Origin of the sequence: Luteimonas arsenica (genome assembly GCF_004352825.1) — a bacterium.
Taxonomy (GTDB): domain Bacteria; phylum Pseudomonadota; class Gammaproteobacteria; order Xanthomonadales; family Xanthomonadaceae; genus Luteimonas; species Luteimonas arsenica.
Map to the genome: position 1 here is coordinate 1,454,817 of NZ_SJRW01000001.1, position 17,832 is coordinate 1,472,648.

18 protein-coding genes are annotated in these 17,832 nt (G+C 70.2%); 10 read left to right on the top strand and 8 right to left on the bottom strand.

The window, feature by feature from the left end:
- Positions 1-20: 20 nt before the first annotated feature.
- Genes E2170_RS06670 through E2170_RS06695 form a run of 6 tightly spaced genes read left to right on the top strand, consistent with a single transcriptional unit; the run spans position 21 to position 5,683 of the window.
- Entirely contained in the window at positions 21-275 is a 255-nt protein-coding gene (locus E2170_RS06670) for a hypothetical protein (protein WP_133000059.1), read from the top strand.
- On the top strand, positions 272-1,825 hold the full coding sequence (locus E2170_RS06675) for a 4Fe-4S dicluster domain-containing protein (RefSeq protein ID WP_132999785.1): 1,554 nt from the start codon (positions 272-274) through the stop codon (positions 1,823-1,825). The genes E2170_RS06670 and E2170_RS06675 overlap by 4 nt, the downstream gene beginning before the upstream one ends.
- Positions 1,825-2,340 carry a FixH family protein gene (locus tag E2170_RS06680; protein ID WP_132999786.1) on the top strand — a complete coding sequence of 172 codons (516 nt, stop codon included), beginning with the start codon at positions 1,825-1,827 and terminating at the stop codon, positions 2,338-2,340. Before E2170_RS06675 ends, E2170_RS06680 begins: the two co-directional genes overlap by 1 nt.
- 1 nt (position 2,341) lies before the next feature.
- Entirely contained in the window at positions 2,342-4,756 is a 2,415-nt protein-coding gene (locus tag E2170_RS06685; protein WP_243708076.1) for a heavy metal translocating P-type ATPase, read from the top strand.
- Positions 4,753-4,968, top strand: a complete 216-nt coding sequence (gene ccoS, locus E2170_RS06690; protein ID WP_132999787.1) for a cbb3-type cytochrome oxidase assembly protein CcoS — start codon at positions 4,753-4,755, stop codon at positions 4,966-4,968. The genes E2170_RS06685 and ccoS overlap by 4 nt, the downstream gene beginning before the upstream one ends.
- Complete coding sequence (locus tag E2170_RS06695; RefSeq protein WP_132999788.1) at positions 4,958-5,683, top strand: sulfite exporter TauE/SafE family protein; 726 nt, start codon at positions 4,958-4,960, stop codon at positions 5,681-5,683. Before ccoS ends, E2170_RS06695 begins: the two co-directional genes overlap by 11 nt.
- A gap of 20 nt (positions 5,684-5,703) precedes the next feature.
- Here E2170_RS06695 and E2170_RS06700 read toward each other — a convergent pair whose 3' ends face one another.
- The 4 genes from E2170_RS06700 to ald all read right to left on the bottom strand — a co-directional run bounded on the left by E2170_RS06700 (position 5,704) and on the right by ald (position 11,584).
- On the bottom strand, positions 5,704-6,966 hold the full coding sequence (locus E2170_RS06700) for a replication-associated recombination protein A (RefSeq protein ID WP_484496902.1): 1,263 nt from the start codon (positions 6,964-6,966) through the stop codon (positions 5,704-5,706).
- A 360-nt stretch (positions 6,967-7,326) separates the two neighbouring features.
- Positions 7,327-7,956 (bottom strand): outer membrane lipoprotein periplasmic chaperone LolA, encoded by a 630-nt coding sequence (gene lolA, locus E2170_RS06705; protein WP_132999790.1) that lies wholly within the window; start codon positions 7,954-7,956, stop codon positions 7,327-7,329.
- 129 nt (positions 7,957-8,085) lie between these two features.
- A complete protein-coding gene (locus E2170_RS06710) occupies positions 8,086-10,446 on the bottom strand; it encodes a DNA translocase FtsK (RefSeq protein WP_132999791.1) in 2,361 nt (786 codons plus the stop codon).
- A gap of 67 nt (positions 10,447-10,513) precedes the next feature.
- Entirely contained in the window at positions 10,514-11,584 is a 1,071-nt protein-coding gene (ald, locus tag E2170_RS06715; RefSeq protein ID WP_132999792.1) for an alanine dehydrogenase, read from the bottom strand.
- 169 nt (positions 11,585-11,753) lie between these two features.
- Here ald and trxB point away from each other — a divergent pair, with 169 nt between their 5' ends.
- From trxB to infA, 4 genes are all read left to right on the top strand, one after another.
- Positions 11,754-12,707, top strand: a complete 954-nt coding sequence (trxB, locus tag E2170_RS06720) for a thioredoxin-disulfide reductase (RefSeq protein WP_132999793.1) — start codon at positions 11,754-11,756, stop codon at positions 12,705-12,707.
- Positions 12,708-12,746: 39 nt separating this feature from the next.
- Positions 12,747-13,883, top strand: a complete 1,137-nt coding sequence (locus tag E2170_RS06725) for a GNAT family N-acetyltransferase (RefSeq protein ID WP_132999794.1) — start codon at positions 12,747-12,749, stop codon at positions 13,881-13,883.
- Positions 13,880-14,647: a leucyl/phenylalanyl-tRNA--protein transferase gene (gene aat / locus E2170_RS06730; RefSeq protein WP_132999795.1), complete on the top strand. Its 768-nt coding sequence runs from the start codon at positions 13,880-13,882 to the stop codon at positions 14,645-14,647. Before E2170_RS06725 ends, aat begins: the two co-directional genes overlap by 4 nt.
- Before the next feature lie 90 nt (positions 14,648-14,737).
- Positions 14,738-14,956 (top strand): translation initiation factor IF-1, encoded by a 219-nt coding sequence (gene infA, locus E2170_RS06735; RefSeq protein WP_055248081.1) that lies wholly within the window; start codon positions 14,738-14,740, stop codon positions 14,954-14,956.
- Between the two features lie 71 nt (positions 14,957-15,027).
- Here infA and E2170_RS06740 read toward each other — a convergent pair whose 3' ends face one another.
- The 4 genes from E2170_RS06740 to E2170_RS06755 are packed head-to-tail and all read right to left on the bottom strand — an operon-like array spanning position 15,028 to position 17,824.
- Complete coding sequence (locus tag E2170_RS06740) at positions 15,028-16,332, bottom strand: arsenic transporter (protein ID WP_132999796.1); 1,305 nt, start codon at positions 16,330-16,332, stop codon at positions 15,028-15,030.
- 18 nt (positions 16,333-16,350) lie between these two features.
- Positions 16,351-17,058, bottom strand: a complete 708-nt coding sequence (gene arsH, locus E2170_RS06745; RefSeq protein WP_207914949.1) for an arsenical resistance protein ArsH — start codon at positions 17,056-17,058, stop codon at positions 16,351-16,353.
- A 14-nt stretch (positions 17,059-17,072) separates the two neighbouring features.
- Positions 17,073-17,486, bottom strand: coding sequence for an arsenate reductase (glutaredoxin) (arsC, locus tag E2170_RS06750; protein WP_132999798.1), 414 nt, complete (start codon positions 17,484-17,486; stop codon positions 17,073-17,075).
- Positions 17,487-17,521: 35 nt separating this feature from the next.
- Positions 17,522-17,824, bottom strand: a complete 303-nt coding sequence (locus E2170_RS06755; RefSeq protein WP_132999799.1) for an ArsR/SmtB family transcription factor — start codon at positions 17,822-17,824, stop codon at positions 17,522-17,524.
- Between the last annotated feature and the right edge of the window lie 8 nt (positions 17,825-17,832).

The window sequence follows — 17,832 nt, forward strand, 5'->3', positions numbered from 1 at the left end:
TCGACCACCCGCCGCGCCCCATGGCGCAGCGGGTGGGTGCGATCCTGTGGCCCAGCTTCTTCGCCGCCGGCGTGGCGACGATGGTGTTCTCCGCCTTCGTCGACCCGCTGCTGCTGCGTGACATCACCTTCCCCGGCGTCGAGATCAGCCGCAGCCTGGGGTATTCGATCGCCTTCTTCATGTTCTGGATCGCCACTGCGGCCTCCAGCCTCTTCACCTGGATCCTGCTGCGTCCGGCGAGTCGCTACAACAAGGCGCTCCCGAGAGAGAAATGAACCGTCGCATCCCCCTGGAGCTCGCCGGCGACGACGGCGGCTCGATGTACGTCAGCGAGCGCAAGGTCTATCCGCGCGAAGTCTCCGGACGCCTGAACAACCTGCGCCTGGCGGCCGTGTTCTGGCTGCTGGGCATGTACTACGTTTTTCCCTGGCTGCGCTGGGACGGCCGCCAGGCGGTGCTGTTCGACCTGCCCGCGCGAAAGTTCCACGTCTTCGGCCTGACCTTCTGGCCGCAGGACTTCCTGTTCCTGGCGCTGCTGCTGATCATCGCGGCGCTGGCGCTGTTCTTCTTCACCGCCCTGGCCGGGCGCCTGTTCTGTGGCTACGCCTGCCCGCAGACGGTGTGGACCGAGGTGTTCCTGTGGATGGAGCGCTGGACCGAGGGCGACCGCAACAAGCGGATGAAGCTCGACGCCGGCCCGTGGACCCGGGAGAAGCTGCTGCGCAAGGGAAGCAAGCACCTGCTGTGGGCCGTGTTCGCGCTGTGGACGGGCTTCACCTTCGTCGGTTTCTTCACGCCGATCACGGAGCTGGGCGCGCGGTTGCCGCGGCTGGAATGGGGCGGCTGGGAAACCTTCTGGGTGCTGTTCTACGCCTTCGCCACCTGGGGCAACGCCGGCTTCCTGCGCGAGCAGGTCTGCAAGTACATGTGCCCCTACGCGCGCTTCCAGAGCGCGATGTTCGACCGCAACACCCTGATCATCGCCTACGACCCGATGCGCGGCGAACCGCGTGGTCCGCGCAAGCGCGGCCTGGGCAGCATCGCCGCCCGCGGCCGTGCCCTGCTCGACCAGGTCACCGCCTACGACTACGTGTTCCGCTCGGCGCTGCACCCTACCGCGGCCGACAACCGCGTGCAGGCGGCGGGCACGATCACCCTCGCCGAAGCCGGCCAGGTGGCCGAGCCGCTGCCGAAGTTCGCGCCCGACGAGCTTGGCGACTGCATCGACTGCACCATGTGCGTGCAGGTCTGCCCGACCGGCATCGACATCCGCAACGGCCTGCAGTACGAATGCATCGCCTGCGGCGCCTGCATCGACGCCTGCGACAGCGTGATGGACAAGATGGGCTTCGAGCGCGGGCTCATCCGCTACAGCACCCAGAACGCGATCGACGGCAAGCCCACGCGCGTGGTGCGGCCACGGGTGCTGGTCTACGGCGCGCTGCTGCTGGCGCTGGTCGTGGCCTGGGTGGTGGGCGTGAACACGCGCAGCCCGCTGATCGTCGAGGTGCTCCGCGACCGCAACGCGCTCTATCGCGTGGTCGGCGACGGCCAGGTCGAGAACGACTACACCATCAAGCTGGTCAACAAGAGCGACAATGACGCCACGTACCGCATCGTGATCGAAGGTGGCGCCCCGGGCACGGTCCTCCGCGGCCGGGGCCTGGACGCGGTGCATGCCGACGCCCAGCAGGTGATCAGCGTGCCGGCGGTGGTCGCCGCCCCCGACTCGGTCAAGGGCCGCCAGGCGCTCAGTTTCCGCGTCGAGACCCTGGACGGCGAAACCAGCGAAACGGTCGACAGCAGCTTCTTCGGACCCATGTGATGACGAGCGAAAGCGACAAGCAGAAGCGGCCGTTCTGGCGCGAACCCATGATGTGGCTGGTACTCGGCCTGCCGCTGGCCTCCGTGGTCGCCGGCGTGATCCTGGTCAGCCTGGCCACGCGCGACGCCAGCGATTCGGTCGGCGACGTGGTCCAGCGCACGGCGCAGATCCAGGTCACCGACCTCGGTCCCGACGCCCGCGCCCGCGACCTGCGGCTGAGCGCGATCGTCCGCATCGACGCGGGCTACGTCGAGGTGCTGCCGGTGACCGGCGACTACGACCGCAGCCAGCCGCTGCGCCTGCGCCTGCGCCACCCCACCCTCGCCGCCTCCGACCTGGAGTTGCGCGTCGCGCCCAGCGACAACGGCTGGCGGGTCGAGGCCGAGGTGGGACTGGAGCACGACTGGAAGCTGGAGCTGATGCCCGAGGGCACGCCCTGGCGCCTGCAGGGCCGCCTGCCCAAGGGGCAGCGCGCGGCACACGTGAAGCCGGCGCTTTCCGGCGAGCGGGAGTGATGTGAACGCCGGCGCGGTCGCCACGGCCGCCGCCGTTCGCGACGTGCAGGGCGTGGACCGCGGCTGCTTCCACTGCAGCGAGGCCCTGCCGGCGGTCCCCGCCACCGCGCGCATCGACGGCGCGCCGCGCCGCTTCTGCTGTGACGGCTGCGCCGCGGCCGCGCAGTGGATCCGCGACGCCCACCTGGTCGACTACTATCGCCTGCGCTCCGAACCGGGCGGCCGCGTCGCCGACCTGGACGCCCAGCTCGCCGCCTTCGACCGCGACGACATCCAGTCCGGGCACGTGCGCGACGTCGACGGCGGCCGCGAGATCACGGTGCTGACCGATGGCATGCGCTGCGCCGCGTGCGCCTGGCTGGTCGACCGCGCGCTCGCCCGCGAACCGGGCGTGCTCGAAGTGGTGGCCAACGCCGTCACCGGCCGCATCCGCATCGCCTGGGACCCGGCGCGCACGGCGCTGTCGGCCCCGCTCCGGCGCCTGGCCAGCCTGGGCTATGCGCCCTACCTCGCCAGCGGCGACGCGCGCGAACGCGAGCGCCGCGCACAGCGCAACCGCGACCTGCTGCGCATCGGCGTCGCCGGCCTGGTCTCGATCCAGGCGATGATGTTCGCCGAGGCGCTGTACCTGGACGTGTACCGGCAGATGCCGCTGGCCACGCGCGACTTCTTCCGCTGGGTCACCCTGCTGATGTCGACCCCGGTGGTGTTCTGGTGCGGCTGGCCTTTCATCGCCGGCATGCTGCGCGAACTGCGCAACCGCCACCTGGGGATGGATACGTTGATCGCGAGCTCGACCCTGCTGGCCTACTTCGCCAGCGTGTTCGAGACCCTGCGCGGCGGCGCCCACGTCTGGTACGACGCGGCGGTGATGTTCGTCTTCCTGCTGCTGGGCGCGCGCATGCTGGAGCAGCGTGCGCGGCGCATCGCGGTGGCCCAGGTGGACACCCTGGCGCGCGCACGGCCGGCGCTGGCGACGCGCGAACTGGCCGACGGCAGCCGCGAGGTCGTGCCGACGGCAGCGCTGGCACCCGGCGACATCGCCTGCATCGCCGCCGGCGACGCCGTGCCCGCCGATGGGATCCTGCTCGACGAAGCCGCCCGCTTCGAGGAAGCGCTGCTGACCGGCGAATCCCACCCGGTGCGGCACCTGCCCGGCGACACCATCTACGCCGGCACCGTCTGCCGCGAGGCACCGGCGCGGATCCGCATCGAACAGGTCGGCGCCGGCACCCGGCTGTCGCAGCTCGAATCCCTGGTCGAACGCGCCCAGTCGCATCGCCCGAAGGTCGCGCAGCTGGCCGACGCCGTGTCCAGCCGCTTCGTGGCCGGCATCCTCCTGGCCGCGGCGCTGGTCTTCATCGGCTGGCGCATCCACGACCCGTCGCGCGCGCTCGAGGTCACCATCGCCCTGCTGGTGATCAGCTGCCCCTGCGCGCTGTCGCTGGCGGTGCCGACCTCGCTCGCCGTCGCCCACGGTGCGCTGGCGAAGCTGGGCGTACTGTCGACCGATGCGGATGCGCTGGGGGCGCTGGCCACGGCGACCGACATCGTCTTCGACAAGACCGGCACCCTGGGCAGCGGTGCGCCAAGCTTGTCCGGAGCGAAGGCCTTCGGCGGCTTCGAGATAGAGGATGCGCTGGAAATCGCGGCAGCCATGGAGCGCGACAGCCTGCACCCGATCGCGCGCGCCTTCGCCGGACACGATGGCGGCCTCGCGGTCGATGCCGTCGAGGAGCATCCGGGCCTGGGCATCGCCGCCCGCGTCGACGGCCGCTCCTGGCGCCTGGGACGCGCCGACTTCGCGTCGGGCGGCGACGATGACGGTGCGCTGTGGCTGGGCGACGGCCACGACGCCGTCGCGCGCTTCGTGCTCGAGGAGCCGCCGCGCGCCGATGCCGCCGCGGCCGTCGCCGCGCTGCGCGGCCTGGGCGTGGCGGTGCACCTGTCGAGCGGCGACGCAGCGGTGCCGGTGGCCGCCTTCGCCCACCGCATCGGCATCGAAGGCGCCGCGTCCCGGCAGTCGCCCGAGGACAAGCTCCGCGGCGTGCGCGATCTGCAGGCCGACGGCAGGGTGGTGGCCATGGTCGGCGACGGCCTCAACGACGCGCCGGTGCTGGCCGGCGCCGACGTTTCCATCGCCATCGGCAGTGGGGCCGCCCTTGCCCACCGTGCCGCCGGCCTGGTGTTGACTGCGCCCTCGCTGCTGCGCATCCCGGCCGCCGTGCGCCTGGCGCGGCGCACCCGCGCGATCGTCCGCCAGAACCTGGCCTGGGCGCTGGGCTACAACCTTGTCGCCATTCCACTGGCCGCCGCCGGCCTGGTGACGCCCTGGGTGGCGGCTCTGGGCATGGCGCTGTCCTCGCTGATCGTCACCGTCAACGCGCTGCGCCTGGCGCGGGCAGGTGCGGCTTGAACATCCTGCTGTTCCTGATCCCGGTGAGCCTGGTGCTGCTCGGCGTCGCGGTCTGGGCCTTCCGCTGGGCGGTGCGCAAGGGCCAGTTCGAGAACCTCGACGCCGCGGCCATCGACATCCTGCGCGACGACGCCACCGACCAGCCGCCCGGGCAGCCGGACGATGCAGGTGATGACACGCGCCCGCACTCCCGCTCCGGCCATGCCGATTGACTGGCTCGCCATCGGCGCCGCGCTCCTCGCCGGCCTGATGGGCGGCGTGCACTGCGCGGCCATGTGCGGCGGCATCGCCACCGGTTTCTCGGCCATGCGGGGCCACCGCGGCGGGTGGTCGGCGCTGCAGCCCAACCTGGGGCGCGTCGGCGGCTATGTGCTGGCGGGCGCGATCGCGGGCGGCGTCGGCGGCGGTATCCTGGCCGCGGCGCGCAGCCCCTGGCTGGCCTTCGGCGCGCGGATGATGGTCGGCGTGGTGCTGGTGCTGGTCGCCCTGCGCCTGCTCGACCGCAGCGGCAAGCTGTCCTTCCTCGGACGCCCCGGCGCCGCGCTGTGGCAGCGCCTGCGCGTCCTTCAGCGCCCACTGCTGCCGGCCGACACCGCGGTGAAGCGGGTCGCGCTGGGCGTGCTGTGGGGCTGGATGCCCTGCGGCCTCAGCACCACGATGCTGGCCGCGGCCTGGCTGCAGGCCGACGCCCGCAACGGCGCCCTGACCATGGCCGCCTTCGGCCTGGGCACCCTGCCGCTGATGGTTTCGCTGACGTGGTCGGGCGCGCGCCTGGGGCAGTGGCTGCAGCGCGGGCCGTGGCGGATGGCGCTGGGCGGGGTGGTGCTGGCCGCGGGCCTGCTGACGCTGGCCGCGCCCTGGCTCATGCACATCCCCGCGCTCGCCGGGCCGCTCGCGGCGCTGGGCTGCCTGCCGCCGCCGCGATAGCAACGATCCTGGGGCGGGTGTCAGGAACCGCCGTTCCTGCGCGCAGCGCGCAGGCGCTCAAGCTTCTCGCGCAGCTTGATCTCCAGGCCGCGCTCGACCGGACGGTAGTAGACGCGCTCGCCCATCGAATCCGGGAAGCCGGTCTGCCCCAGCGCCACCCCGCCTTCGACGTCGTGGTCGTACTGGTAGCCGCTACCGTGGCCGAGCTGCTTCATCAGCTTCGTCGGCGCGTTGCGCAGGTGCATCGGCACCTCGGCGCTGCCGTGTTCGGCCACGTCGCGCTTCGCCTCGCCGAAGGCCTTGTAGGCGGCGTTCGACTTGGCGGTGCTGGCCAGGTAGATCGCCAGCTGGCCCAGGGCGAGGTCGCCCTCGGGGCTGCCCAGGCGGTCGTAGGCGTCCCAGGACTCGAGCGCCATGGTCAACGCACGCGGATCGGCCAGGCCGATGTCCTCCACCGCCATCCGCGTCAGCCGGCGCGCCAGGTAGCTGGCATCGGCGCCGCCGTCGAGCATGCGCGCCAGCCAGTAAAGCGCGGCGTCGGGATTGGAGCTGCGCACCGACTTGTGCAGCGCCGATATCTGGTCATAGAAGTGGTCGCCACCCTTGTCGAAGCGGCGGCTGCGGTCGGCCAGCACCTGGGCCAGGGTGTCGTCGGTGATGGTGCCGCCCTCGCCCGCCAGCTCGGCGGCGATCTCCAGCAGGGTCAGTCCGCGGCGCACGTCGCCATCGGCGGCGGTGGCGATGAGCTGCAGCTGGGCGTCGCCGATCACGATGCCGCGCCCGCCAATGCCGCGATCCGCATCGTCCAGCGCCCGGCGCAGCGCGATGCCGATGTCCTCCGGCGACACCGCCTCCATCACGTGTACCCGGCAGCGTGACAGCAACGCCGAGTTCAGCTCGAAGGACGGGTTCTCGGTGGTGGCACCGACGAAGATGATCGTGCCGCGCTCGATGTGCGGCAGGAAGGCGTCCTGCTGCACCTTGTTGAAGCGGTGCACCTCGTCGACGAACAGCACGGTGCGGCGACCGCCGGCGAAGGTGTGCTCGGCCTCGGCGAGCACCTTGCGCACGTCCGGCAGGCCGGTGAGCACCGCGGAGATCGCCCGGTACTCGGCGTCGGCGTATTCGGCCAGCAGCAGCGCCAGCGTGGTCTTGCCGCAGCCCGGCGGCCCCCACAGCACCATCGAATGCACGCGGCCAGACTCGACGGCCCGGCGCAGCGCCGAACCGGGCGCAAGCAGGCGCCTCTGGCCGACCATCTCGTCGAGCGTGCGCGGGCGCATGCGCTCGGCGAGCGGGCGCAGCGCGAGGGCTTCGGTGTCGGGGGGAAGAAGGCCGGGGCTGCCGGCATCAGGGGCTTGCTTGCGGGGCACGTCGCGTCCAGCTGATCAAGGGCGCCACGATACCAAGGCCGTCCCCGCGGCGGTACGCGGGAAGTGGTGTCGGCAGCCCCCCGCCCCTGGCCGCGCCCTCCCCGGCTGCCGTCGGCGCACAGGGGGCACGGACGACGGACAGCATGGCCAGGAGCAGCAGTGTGGCGTGGTGGACTGCCGGCATGGAGTTACAACGCGCGAACGACGCAGAGGGGGACATGTCCCGCCGACGCCGTCGCGATACAGGCCGCCCGGGTCGGCGGCGCGGACTCAGCCCTCGCCGACCACGTCCACGCCCGCCGGCGGTATGAAGCGGAAGGTCGCTTCGTTGAACGCCGGGTTGCGCTTCCAGCCACTGAACACCAGTTCGGAGCGCTGCCCCAGGCTGTCCACCACCTCCATGCGCTGCAGGGACTGGCCCTGGAAGCCCAGGCGGGCACTGCTGAAGCTGGCCTGCTCGCTGTCGCGCGGCGACAGCAGCAGCCAGGACAGGCCCTCGGCGTCGCCACCTTCGCGCACGTTGAAGTCGCGCTCCAGCTTCGCGGGATCGAGCAGCGCCGCCAGCGGGCTGTTCTGCTCCTCCGGTCCCTGGGCGCGCACGGTCACCTGCTCGAGGTCGGGATCGAAGACCCAGACCTTGGCACCGTCGGCGACGATGAGCTGTTCGTAGGGAGTGCTGTACTCCCAGCGGAACAGGCGCGGCGCAGACAGCGCCACGCGCCCGGTCGAGGTTTCCTTGAGCCGGCCGTCGAGGTCGTAGAGCTTCTGTTCGAAGCGGCCATCGAGCCCCTTCAGGCCCTTGCCGAAGGCGTTCAGGTCATCGCGGGCACCCGCGAAGGCGGTGCCGGCAACCAGGGACAGCAGGGCCAGCGCGGCCAGCCAGTAGCGCTTGCGGATCATGGGGAAGCTCCATTCCGGGGATTGCGGTGCGGAGTGTGCGACGGGGACGCTGAATGGGGGGTCACGCGGCGCTGGCGCTGGCGTCAAGCATCGGAAAGGTCGGCCGATCGCGGCCGATGCGGCAGCGCCCTACTGCGGCGGCGGTGGAGCCAGCACGCTGCGGTCGCCGTTGTGCTCCGGCGCGGACACCACGCCCGCGGCCTCCATCGCCTCGACCAGGCGCGCGGCGCGGTTGTAGCCGATCTTCAGCCGGCGCTGCACGCCGGAAATCGAGGCGCGCCGGGTCTCGGTGACCACGCGCACGGCCTCGTCGTACAGCGGATCGCTCTCGTCGCCGCTGCTCGAGGCTTCCGGCAGGCCGGTGGCGCCGACCACCACGCCGTCGCCCATGGTCTGCACTTCCTCCAGCACGCCTTCGATGTAGTCCGGGCCACCGGAGGACTGTTTCAGGTTCTCGACCACGCGATGAACTTCCTCGTCGGACACGAAGGCGCCGTGCACGCGCTCAGGCATGGCCGTGCCCGGCGGCAGGTAGAGCATGTCGCCGTGGCCGAGCAGGGTCTCGGCGCCGGACTGGTCGAGGATGGTGCGCGAGTCGATCTTGCTGGAGACCTGGAAGGCGATGCGCGTGGGGATGTTGGCCTTGATCAGGCCGGTGATCACGTCCACCGACGGCCGCTGCGTGGCCAGGATGAGGTGGATGCCGGCGGCGCGCGCCTTCTGTGCCAGGCGGGCGATCAGCTCCTCCACCTTCTTGCCGACGATCATCATCATGTCGGCGAATTCGTCGATGAAGATCACGATGAAGGGCAGCGTTTCCAGCGGCTGCGCGACCTCGTCGATCTCCGGGTTCGGTTTGAACAGCGGATCGAGCAGCGGCTGGCCGGCGTCCTGGGCGTCCTTCACCTTCTTGTTGAAGCCGGCCAGGTTGCGCACGCCCACCGCGCTCATCAGCTTGTAGCGGCGCTCCATCTCGGCCACGCACCAGCGCAGGCCATTCGCGGCCTCCTTCATGTCGGTGACCACCGGCGCCAGCAGGTGCGGGATGCCCTGGTAGACGCTGAGCTCCAGCATCTTCGGGTCGATCATCAGCATCCTGAGGTCCTTGGCCGAGGCCTTGTACAGCAGGCTCAGCACCATCGCGTTCACCGCCACCGACTTGCCCGAACCGGTGGTGCCGGCGACCAGCAGGTGCGGCATGCGCGCGAGGTCGGCCACCGTCGGCCGGCCGGCGATGTCCTTGCCCAGCGCCAGCGTCAGCAGGCTGGAGGCCTTGTCGTATTCCTTCGAGCGCAGCAGCTCGGAGAGGTAGATCATCTCCCGGTGCGTGTTCGGCGTTTCCAGGCCGATCACCGACTTGCCCGGGATCACGTCGACCACGCGCACCGACTTCACCGACAGCCCGCGCGCGATGTCCTTGTCCAGCGAGCTGATCTGGCTGACCTTGATCCCCGGCGCCGGCTCGATCTCGAAGCGGGTGATGACCGGGCCGGGGTAGGCGCCGACCACCTGGGCGTCGATGCGGAAGTCCTTGAGCTTGAACTCGATCTGCCGCGACAGGGTCTCAAGCGTCTCCTCGTCGTAGCCCTTGGGCTGCGGCTTGGGATCGTCGAGCAGGGCCAGCGGCGGGATGCCGCTGCCGTCGCCGACGTTGAACAGCGGGATCTGCTGCTCGCGCTTGGCGCGGTCGCTCTTTTCGACCACCGGCGCAGGCGGCGGTTCGATCCGCACCTTCTCGCGCTTCGCGCGCAGTTCGGTATCGACCTTGCGGACCTCGGTGCGCTCCTCGCGGTGCGCACGTGCCTCCTGCCACTCGCTGGCCTGCTTGCTGCCGCGGCGGAACAGCGCCGGCAGCTTCAGCACCCAGCCGCCGACGACGTCCATCACCCTGAACCAGGACAGCCCGGTGGCGAGCGTCACCGACACCAGCAGCAGGGCCAGCAGGAACAGGTTGCCGCCCACCGGCCCGAAGGCCGAGTACAGCGAATTGCCCACCAGGCGCCCGAGGATGCCGCCGCTCCCGGCCGACATGCCTTCCACCGCGCCGATGCGCAGGTACAGCAGCCCGGTCGAGGACACGATGAAGCCGACAATGCCGGCCAGGCGCAGCGCCGGGCCCAGGTCGGGCTCCCCGTCGCCATCGGTGTCCATGCCGAACAGCGCGATCCACGCCACAGCGCCCAGGATCAGCGGCAGCACGAAGGCGACATGGCCGAACAGCCCCAGCAGCACGTCGGCGATCCAGGCGCCGACCCGGCCGCCGTAGTTGTTCAGCGGCGCGGTCAGGCTGCCGGCATTGCTCCAGCCGGGATCGCTGGGCGAGTACGTGACCATGCACACCAGCAGGTAGACCAGCAGCGGCGCGATCGCGATCAGGGCGATGTCGCGCAGCAGCTTCTGCCTGCGGGGATTGGGCGCGGAGGCGGCCTCCGCCGGCGCCGCCTTGCGCTTGCGCCGGGTACCGCGTTCCGTTGCCGGGCGTGCTGCCACGTGTGATCAGGCCTTAAGAAGTGCTCGCAATGGGATGATTCTAATCACATTCCGGCGCAGATGCGCCTCAGACCGCCATGTCGAGCAGGGCCGGATGCACCAGTTGGCCCCCGGCCACGTTCACGCCGCGGGCCAAGGCCGGGTTCGACTGCCAGTCGCCGCCGGCCGCCAGCTTGTTCACCCACGGCAGGATCGCGGCGCAGATCGCCTGCGACGAGGTCTGCGGCACGGCGCCGGGCATGTTGGTCACGCAGAAGTGGGTCACGCCCTCCTCCACGTAGGTCGGCTCCTTCCAGGTGGTCGGGCGCGAGGTCTCGAAGCAGCCGCCCTGGTCGATGGCGATGTCGACCAGCACGCTGCCCGGCTCCATGGCCTTGAGCATGTCGCGGGTCAGCACGTGCGGCGCCTTGGCGCCGGTGACCAGCACCGCGCCGATCACCAGGTCGGCCGCGGCCACCTCGCGCGCCACCACGTCGTGGTAGGGGTACAGGGCGGTGACGTTGTTGCCCACGCGCATCATTTCGTCCATGCGGTCCTGGCGCATCTCGAACACGGTGACGTTGGCGCCACCGGCCGCGGCCAGCGCCGCCGAGGCACCGCCGGCCTTGCCGGCGCCGAAGACCACGACCTTGCCGCGCTCGGTCGACGGCAGGCCGCCTAGCAGCTTGCCCTTGCCGCCCTCGGGCTGGTGCAGCAGGTGGGTGCCGACCTGGACGCCGATGCGGCCGGCGACCACCGACATCGGCGCCAGCAGCGGCAGTTCGCCGTTGGGCAGCTCGACGGTCTCGAAGGCGACGCCGGTCAGGCCGATGTCGAGCAGCTGGCGGGTCAGCGCCGGCTCGGCGGCCAGGTGCAGGTAGCAGAACAGCAGGTGGTCGCGGCGCAGGTGCTGGAGGTCGCCGGCGATGGGCTCCTTGACCTTGACGATCATCTCGCCCTTTTCGTACAGCGCGGCAGCGTCGGGGGCGATGTTCACGCCCAGGGCGGTGTACTCGGCGTCGGAGAAGCCGGACTTGATGCCCGCGTCCTTCTCCAGCCACACCTCGTGGCCGCGCTTGACCAGGTCGCCGGCGGCGGCGGGGACGAGGGCGACGCGCCCTTCGAGGGTCTTGGTTTCCTTCGGAACACCGATGCGCATCTCTCTCTCCTGTCCTGCACAAAAAACGCCGCATGTGCGGCGAGTCGTCGTCTGTCTACGGGGAACCCTGCGTTGCGGCGGCGAGCGCGGCCTGCGCCTTGTCTTGCCGCCCCGGCGCCGCCAAGCTATGGGCTTCCCAACGCCGTGATTCCATGGCCCGCGAGTATACATGACCACTTCCAAGCACTGCCGCCTGCTGATCCTCGGTTCCGGCCCCGCCGGCTGGACCGCCGCCGTCTACGCCGCCCGCGCCAACCTCAAGCCGGTCGTCGTCACCGGCCTGCAGATGGGCGGCCAGCTGATGACCACCACCGAGGTCGACAACTGGCCCGGCGATGCCCACGGCCTGATGGGCCCGGACCTGATGGCGCGCATGCAGGCGCATGCCGAGCGCTTCGAGACCGAAACCGTCTTCGACCACATCCACAGCGCCGACCTGTCGCAGCGCCCGTTCCGCCTGAAGGGCGACAACGGCGACTACACGGCCGACGCGATCATCATCGCCACCGGCGCCACCGCCAAGTACCTGGGCCTGCCGTCCGAAGAGGCGTTCAAGGGCCGCGGCGTCTCCGCCTGCGCCACCTGCGACGGCTTCTTCTACAAGGACCAGGACGTGGCCGTGGTCGGCGGCGGCAACACCGCCGTCGAGGAAGCGCTGTACCTGGCCAACATCGCCCGCAAGGTCTACCTGGTGCACCGCCGAGACACCCTGCGCGCGGAGAAGATCATGCAGGACAAGCTGCAGGCCAAGATCGATGCCGGGAAGATCGTTCCGGTCTGGCACCACGTCGTCGACGAGGTCCTGGGCAACGAGGCCGGCGTCACCGGCCTGCGCCTGAAGTCGGTGCAGGACGACAGCACCCGCGAGATCGACGTGCACGGCTTCTTCGTCGCCATCGGCCACACCCCGAACACTTCGCTGTTCGAGGGTCAGCTGGCGATGAACAACGGCTACCTCGAGATCCGCTCCGGCCTGTCCGGCGGCGCCACCGAGACCTCGGTCAAGGGCGTGTTCGCCGCCGGCGACGTCGCCGACCAGGTCTACCGCCAGGCCATCACCTCGGCCGGCTTCGGCTGCATGGCGGCGCTCGACGCCGAGCGCTTCCTCGACAAGGATGCCTGAGTCCCCGCGCGCAACGGCGGGAACCGGCTGAACGCCGGCATGCCTGTCGCGCGCGCGCACGACTCTCTGGCGGGCATCCCGGCCTCGGCCTGGGATGCCCTGCACGACGGCGGGAACCCCTTCGTCGCACACGCCTTCCTCGAGGGCCTGGAGTCCTGCGGCTGCCTGCGCGCCCACTGGGGCTGGCGGCCCCGGCACATCACCCTGTGGGACGGCGGCGAACTGGTCGCCGCGGCGCCGGGCTATCTGAAGGGGAATTCGCACGGCGAGTTCGTGTTCGACCATGCCTGGGCGCAGGCCTACGCACAGTACGGACTCGACTACTACCCGAAGTGGCTGGGCGCGGTGCCCTACTCGCCCGTGACCGGGCCGCGCCTGCTGGCCCGCGGGGACGCGGCGCGCCATCGGCTGCTGGAGGCGATCGCCAGCGACGCGCACGCGCTTGGCCTGTCGTCGGCGCACGTCAACTTCCACCTCGCCGACGAAGACGCCGCCTTCTGTGGGGACTGGATGCGTCGCACCGACATCCAGTACCACTGGCGCAACGACGCCGGCTGGCCGGACTTCGCCGCCTTCCTCGGCGACATGGACAGCCACCATCGCAAGAACATCCGCCAGGAGCGGGCGCGGGTCGCGCGCGCGGGCGTCCGCTTCCGGGTCCTGCACGGCGACGAAGCGGGCGACGACGACCTCGCGGCCATGCACGGCTTCTATGTGGAGACCTTCAGCGACTACGGCAATTCGCCGGCGCTGACCCTGGCATTCCTGCACCACCTGGCGCGCAGCATGCCGCGCGCACTGGTGCTGGTGCTGGCCGAACTCCACGGTGAAACCATCGCCGGCGCCCTGTGCCTGCGCGGCGGCGACACCCTGTACGGCCGCTACTGGGGCACCACCCACGACCTGCCCGGCCTGCACTTCGAGACCTGCTACTACCAGGGCATCGAATACTGCCTGCGCGAAGGCCTCACCCGCTTCGAACCCGGGGCCCAGGGCGAGCACAAGATCGCCCGCGGCTTCCTGCCGACGCCGGTGCGCAGCCGGCACTGGATCGCCGATTCCGGACTCCGGGTTCCGCTGGCGCAGTGGTGCCTGGATGAAGAGGCCGCGGTTGCGGACATGGCGCTGGCGCTCGCCGGGCGTTCCCCGTTCCGCGACCGGCAGGGCGCGCCATGAGCCGGGCCCTGCCCGCCCTGCTCGATCCCGCGCCCGGGGCACCGTTCCCCGATCCGGCGACCGCCCTGCGCGAGCCCGACGGCCTGCTGGCCATCGGCGGTGACCTGAGTCCGCAGCGCCTGCTCACCGCCTATGCCAGCGGTGTCTTCCCCTGGTACTCCGAAGGCCAGCCGCTGCTGTGGTGGTCGCCCGATCCCCGCACCGTGTTCGCCAGCGACGGCGTGCGCCTGTCCTCACGCTTCCGGCGGCAGCTGCGGCGTTCGGACTGGACGGTGGTCGCCGACCGCGACTTCGATGGCATCGTGCAGGCCTGCGCCACCGCGCCACGCGAAGGCCAGCACGGGACCTGGATCACCGGCGCCATGCGCGAAGCGTATTCGCGCATGCACGCGCTGGGACACGCGCACTCGATCGAAGTGCTCGATGGCGACGGCCGCCTGGCCGGCGGGCTGTACGGCATGGCGCTGGGGCGGATGTTCTTCGGCGAAAGCATGTTCAGCGCCCGCAGCGGCGGCTCCAAGGTCGCGCTGGCGGCGCTGGCCCGGGTGCTGCACGGCTGGGGCTGGCCGCTGATCGACGCCCAGGTCGAGAACCCGCACCTGGTCAGCCTGGGCGCGCAGTCCTGGCCGCGGACGCATTTCCTGGCCGAAGTACACAGGCTCACCGCCCTGCCCGGCCGCACGGGGTCCTGGCAGGAGGCCTTCGGCCGGATACCCGCCGCCGACCTCGCCCGACCCTTGGCCGAGAACCTGCCGTCCGCTTAACGGAACTTTTGCGCTTGCCCACTGTCCGTGCGACAATTGCCGTCTTGCGGGCCTTGCGCCCGACCCACAGCAATGGTCAGTACAGGACGCATGGCGAAAGACGACGTCATTGAATTCGAGGGAGCGGTGTCGGAAACCCTTCCGAACACGATGTTCCGCGTGAAGCTTGAGAACGGGCACGAGATCATCGCCCACATCTCCGGGCGCATGCGCAAGAACTACATCCGCATCCTCACCGGCGACAGGGTCAAGGTCGAAATGACCCCCTACGACCTCACCAAGGGTCGCATCACCTATCGCATGAAGTAAGGCGCGCAGCGCGCCGGAAGAAAAGGCGGCCCGAAGGCCGCCTTTTTCATTCGTGGGCCTCCCCGCTTCGCTCACTGTACAAGCGGCAGCCAGATCCAGAGCGCGATCAGGGTCGCCAGCAGTACGGGCGGGGTCAGGATCAGCCCGACCTTCATGTACTGGCCCCACGTGATCCGCTGGCCCTTGCCCGCCAGCACGTGGAGCCACAGCAGCGTCGCGAGCGAGCCGATCGGCGTGAGCTTCGGGCCGAGGTCATTGCCGACGACGTTGGCGTAGATCATCAATTCCCTGGTCAGCGCCGGCACTTCGGCCGCGTCGATGGCCAGGGCACCGACGAGCGTCGCCGGCATGTTGTTCATGACCGAGGCGAGGATGGCGACGGCAACACCGGTCCCGATCGTGGCCACGAACGAGCCCTGCGCGGCAAGCCAGGTCAGGACGGCCGTGGACGCGCTGGTGAGCCAGGCATTCCCGAGGCCGTAGACGACCAGGTACATGCCCAGTGAGAACAGCACGATCTGCCAGGGCGCGCCGAGCAGGACCTTCGTCAGGCCGATGCTCGCGCCGCGGCCGCCGCTGCCCCAGCGGCCGGCAATCGCCATCATGAATACCGCTGCGACGCCCGTGACCAGCGCGATCGGAACGCCGAACGGAGCGGTCACGAAGTACGCGATCAACAGCAGGGCGAGCAGCGGAAACGCGGACCGGAAGATCGCCGGGTCCCGGATCGCCTGCCGCGGCTGTTCCAGCGCCTCGAGGCGATATCGAGCAGGAATGTCACGACGGAACCAGAGCCAGAGCACCAGCAGCGTCACGGCGACCGAAACCAGGTTCACCGGCACCATGACGGAGGCATACCTGCCGAAGGGAATGCCGAAGTAATTGGCGGTGACGATGTTGACCAGGTTCGACACCACGAGCGGCAGGCTGGCCGTATCGGCGATGAAGCCACAGGTGACGGTGAAGGCCATCGCGCCAGCCGCCGGGAAATCCAGTCGCAGCAGGATCGCCAGCACGATCGGCGTCAGCAGCAGGGCCGCACCGTCGTTGGCGAACATGGCGGCGATCGCGGCCCCGAGCAGGACGACCAGCGGGAACAGCTTGCGGCCGTTGCCGCCGCCCCAGCGGGCCACGTGCAGGGCCGCCCAGGCGAAGAACCCGGCCTCGTCCAGAATCACGGAGATCACGATCAGCGCAACAAAGGTGAACGTGGCATCCCACACGATGCCCCATACCGTACCGACGTCGCCCCAGCCCACGACGCCCGTTGCCAGGGCGACGCCGGCGCCGGCGAGCGCCGACCAGCCGATGCCGAGCCCGCGCGGCTGCCAGATGACGAACACCAGGGTCACGATGAAGATCGCGAGGGCAAGCACGGTGCGCTTCCGCCGAGGTCAGATGGCGCGCTGGTTGACGCGGCTGGACAACTCTTCGGCGGTTTCGACCCGCTCGGAATAGCGGTCGGTCAGGTAGGCCGATCGGCCGCGCACGAGCCAGGTGAACTTGACCAGCTCCTCGCACACGTCGACGACGCGCTGGTAGAAGGCCGACGGCTTCATGCGGCCGGCCTCGTCGAATTCCTGGTAGGCCTTCGCAACCGACGACTGGTTCGGGATCGTCACCATGCGCATCCAGCGGCCGAGCACGCGCAGCTGGTTGACGGCGTTGAAGCTCTGCGAGCCTCCGGACACCTGCATCACCGCGAGCGTCTTGCCCTGCGTCGGCCGCTTCGCGCCCTGGGACAGAGGAATCCAGTCAATTTGCGCCTTCATGATGCCGGTCATGGCGCCGTGGCGCTCCGGGCTGATCCACACCATGCCCTCCGACCAGTCGGCGAGGTCCCGCAGCTCGGCCACCTTCGGATGGTCCGCAGGCGCGCCGTCGGGCAGCGGCAGATCGCGTGGATCGAAGATTCGCACCTCGCAGCCGTACCAGCGCAGGAGCCGGCCGGCTTCCTCGGCCAGCAGCCTCGAGTAGGAACGCTCGCGCAGCGAACCGTAAAGAATCAGGATGCGTGGCGGGTGCACCGGATCGCCCGGGGCGGCCAGCGCGTCCACGTCGATCGGGGCGAGCTGCGCGAGGTCGATGTTCGGCAGATCCATCAGAACCGGATCGCTCACGTCAACGTCCCGCCTGCAGTGACCACTTCGCCGTCTTCCTTGGTGAACGACGCCACCGGATGGTCGAGCAGCGCAAGCACCTTTTCGGACGGCCGGCAGAGTGCCGCACCGCGACGGGTGACCACAATCGGGCGGTTGATCAGGATCGGGTGCGCCAGCATTGCGTCTACCAGGTCCTCGTCGAGGAGCGCTGGGTCATCCAGCCCGAGTTCCGCATACGGCGTGCCTTTCTCGCGCAGGAGTTCGCGCGGCGAGATGCCCATCGCGGCGATCAACTCCAGCAACCGTTCGCGCGAGGGCGGTGTCCGCAGGTATTCGATGACCTGGGGGTGCTCGCCGGACTGGCGCAGCATTTCGAGGGTGTTGCGGGACGTGCCGCAGGCGGGATTGTGGTAGATCGTGATCGCCATGCCGGTGCCTCAGGCCAGGAGAGGTTCGGAAGTGCTCATGCACAGATTTCGGGATTGCCGTTGCAGCAGTCTGCTGTGAGGAAGGCCAGCAGCTCGCGCATGTCGTCGTAGCTGGCGGCGTAGCGGACGTGCCTGCCATCGCGCCAGCAGCGCAGCAGGCCCGCGCGCTCGAGCGTCGCCAGGTGGAAGCTCATGCGCGTCGCCGGAATCGACAGTGCCTCGGCGATCGCGCCCGAAGGCACGCCCTCGAAGCCGGCGCGAACCAGCAGGCGGAAGGCGGCCAGGCGGTCGGCATGCGCGAGGGCGGACAGCGCGGAGACGGCGGATTCATCGTCCATGAATACAA

Excerpts from the sequence above, each read along its gene's own strand:
- E2170_RS06670 (WP_133000059.1), top strand. The coding sequence starts at position 21 with ATGGCGCAGCGGGTGGGTGCGATCCTGTGGCCCAGCTTCTTCGCCGCC.
- aat (WP_132999795.1), top strand. The coding sequence starts at position 13,880 with ATGAGCCGGGCCCTGCCCGCCCTGCTCGATCCCGCGCCCGGGGCACCG.
- trxB (WP_132999793.1), top strand. The coding sequence starts at position 11,754 with ATGACCACTTCCAAGCACTGCCGCCTGCTGATCCTCGGTTCCGGCCCC.
- E2170_RS06680 (WP_132999786.1), top strand. The coding sequence starts at position 1,825 with ATGACGAGCGAAAGCGACAAGCAGAAGCGGCCGTTCTGGCGCGAACCC.
- ald (WP_132999792.1), bottom strand. The coding sequence starts at position 11,584 with ATGCGCATCGGTGTTCCGAAGGAAACCAAGACCCTCGAAGGGCGCGTC.
- E2170_RS06725 (WP_132999794.1), top strand. The coding sequence starts at position 12,747 with ATGCCTGTCGCGCGCGCGCACGACTCTCTGGCGGGCATCCCGGCCTCG.
- E2170_RS06755 (WP_132999799.1), bottom strand. The coding sequence starts at position 17,824 with ATGGACGATGAATCCGCCGTCTCCGCGCTGTCCGCCCTCGCGCATGCC.
- arsH (WP_207914949.1), bottom strand. The coding sequence starts at position 17,058 with ATGGATCTGCCGAACATCGACCTCGCGCAGCTCGCCCCGATCGACGTG.
- arsC (WP_132999798.1), bottom strand. The coding sequence starts at position 17,486 with ATGGCGATCACGATCTACCACAATCCCGCCTGCGGCACGTCCCGCAAC.
- lolA (WP_132999790.1), bottom strand. The coding sequence starts at position 7,956 with ATGATCCGCAAGCGCTACTGGCTGGCCGCGCTGGCCCTGCTGTCCCTG.
- infA (WP_055248081.1), top strand. The coding sequence starts at position 14,738 with ATGGCGAAAGACGACGTCATTGAATTCGAGGGAGCGGTGTCGGAAACC.
- E2170_RS06675 (WP_132999785.1), top strand. The coding sequence starts at position 272 with ATGAACCGTCGCATCCCCCTGGAGCTCGCCGGCGACGACGGCGGCTCG.
- E2170_RS06695 (WP_132999788.1), top strand. The coding sequence starts at position 4,958 with ATGCCGATTGACTGGCTCGCCATCGGCGCCGCGCTCCTCGCCGGCCTG.
- E2170_RS06700 (WP_484496902.1), bottom strand. The coding sequence starts at position 6,966 with ATGCGCCCGCGCACGCTCGACGAGATGGTCGGCCAGAGGCGCCTGCTT.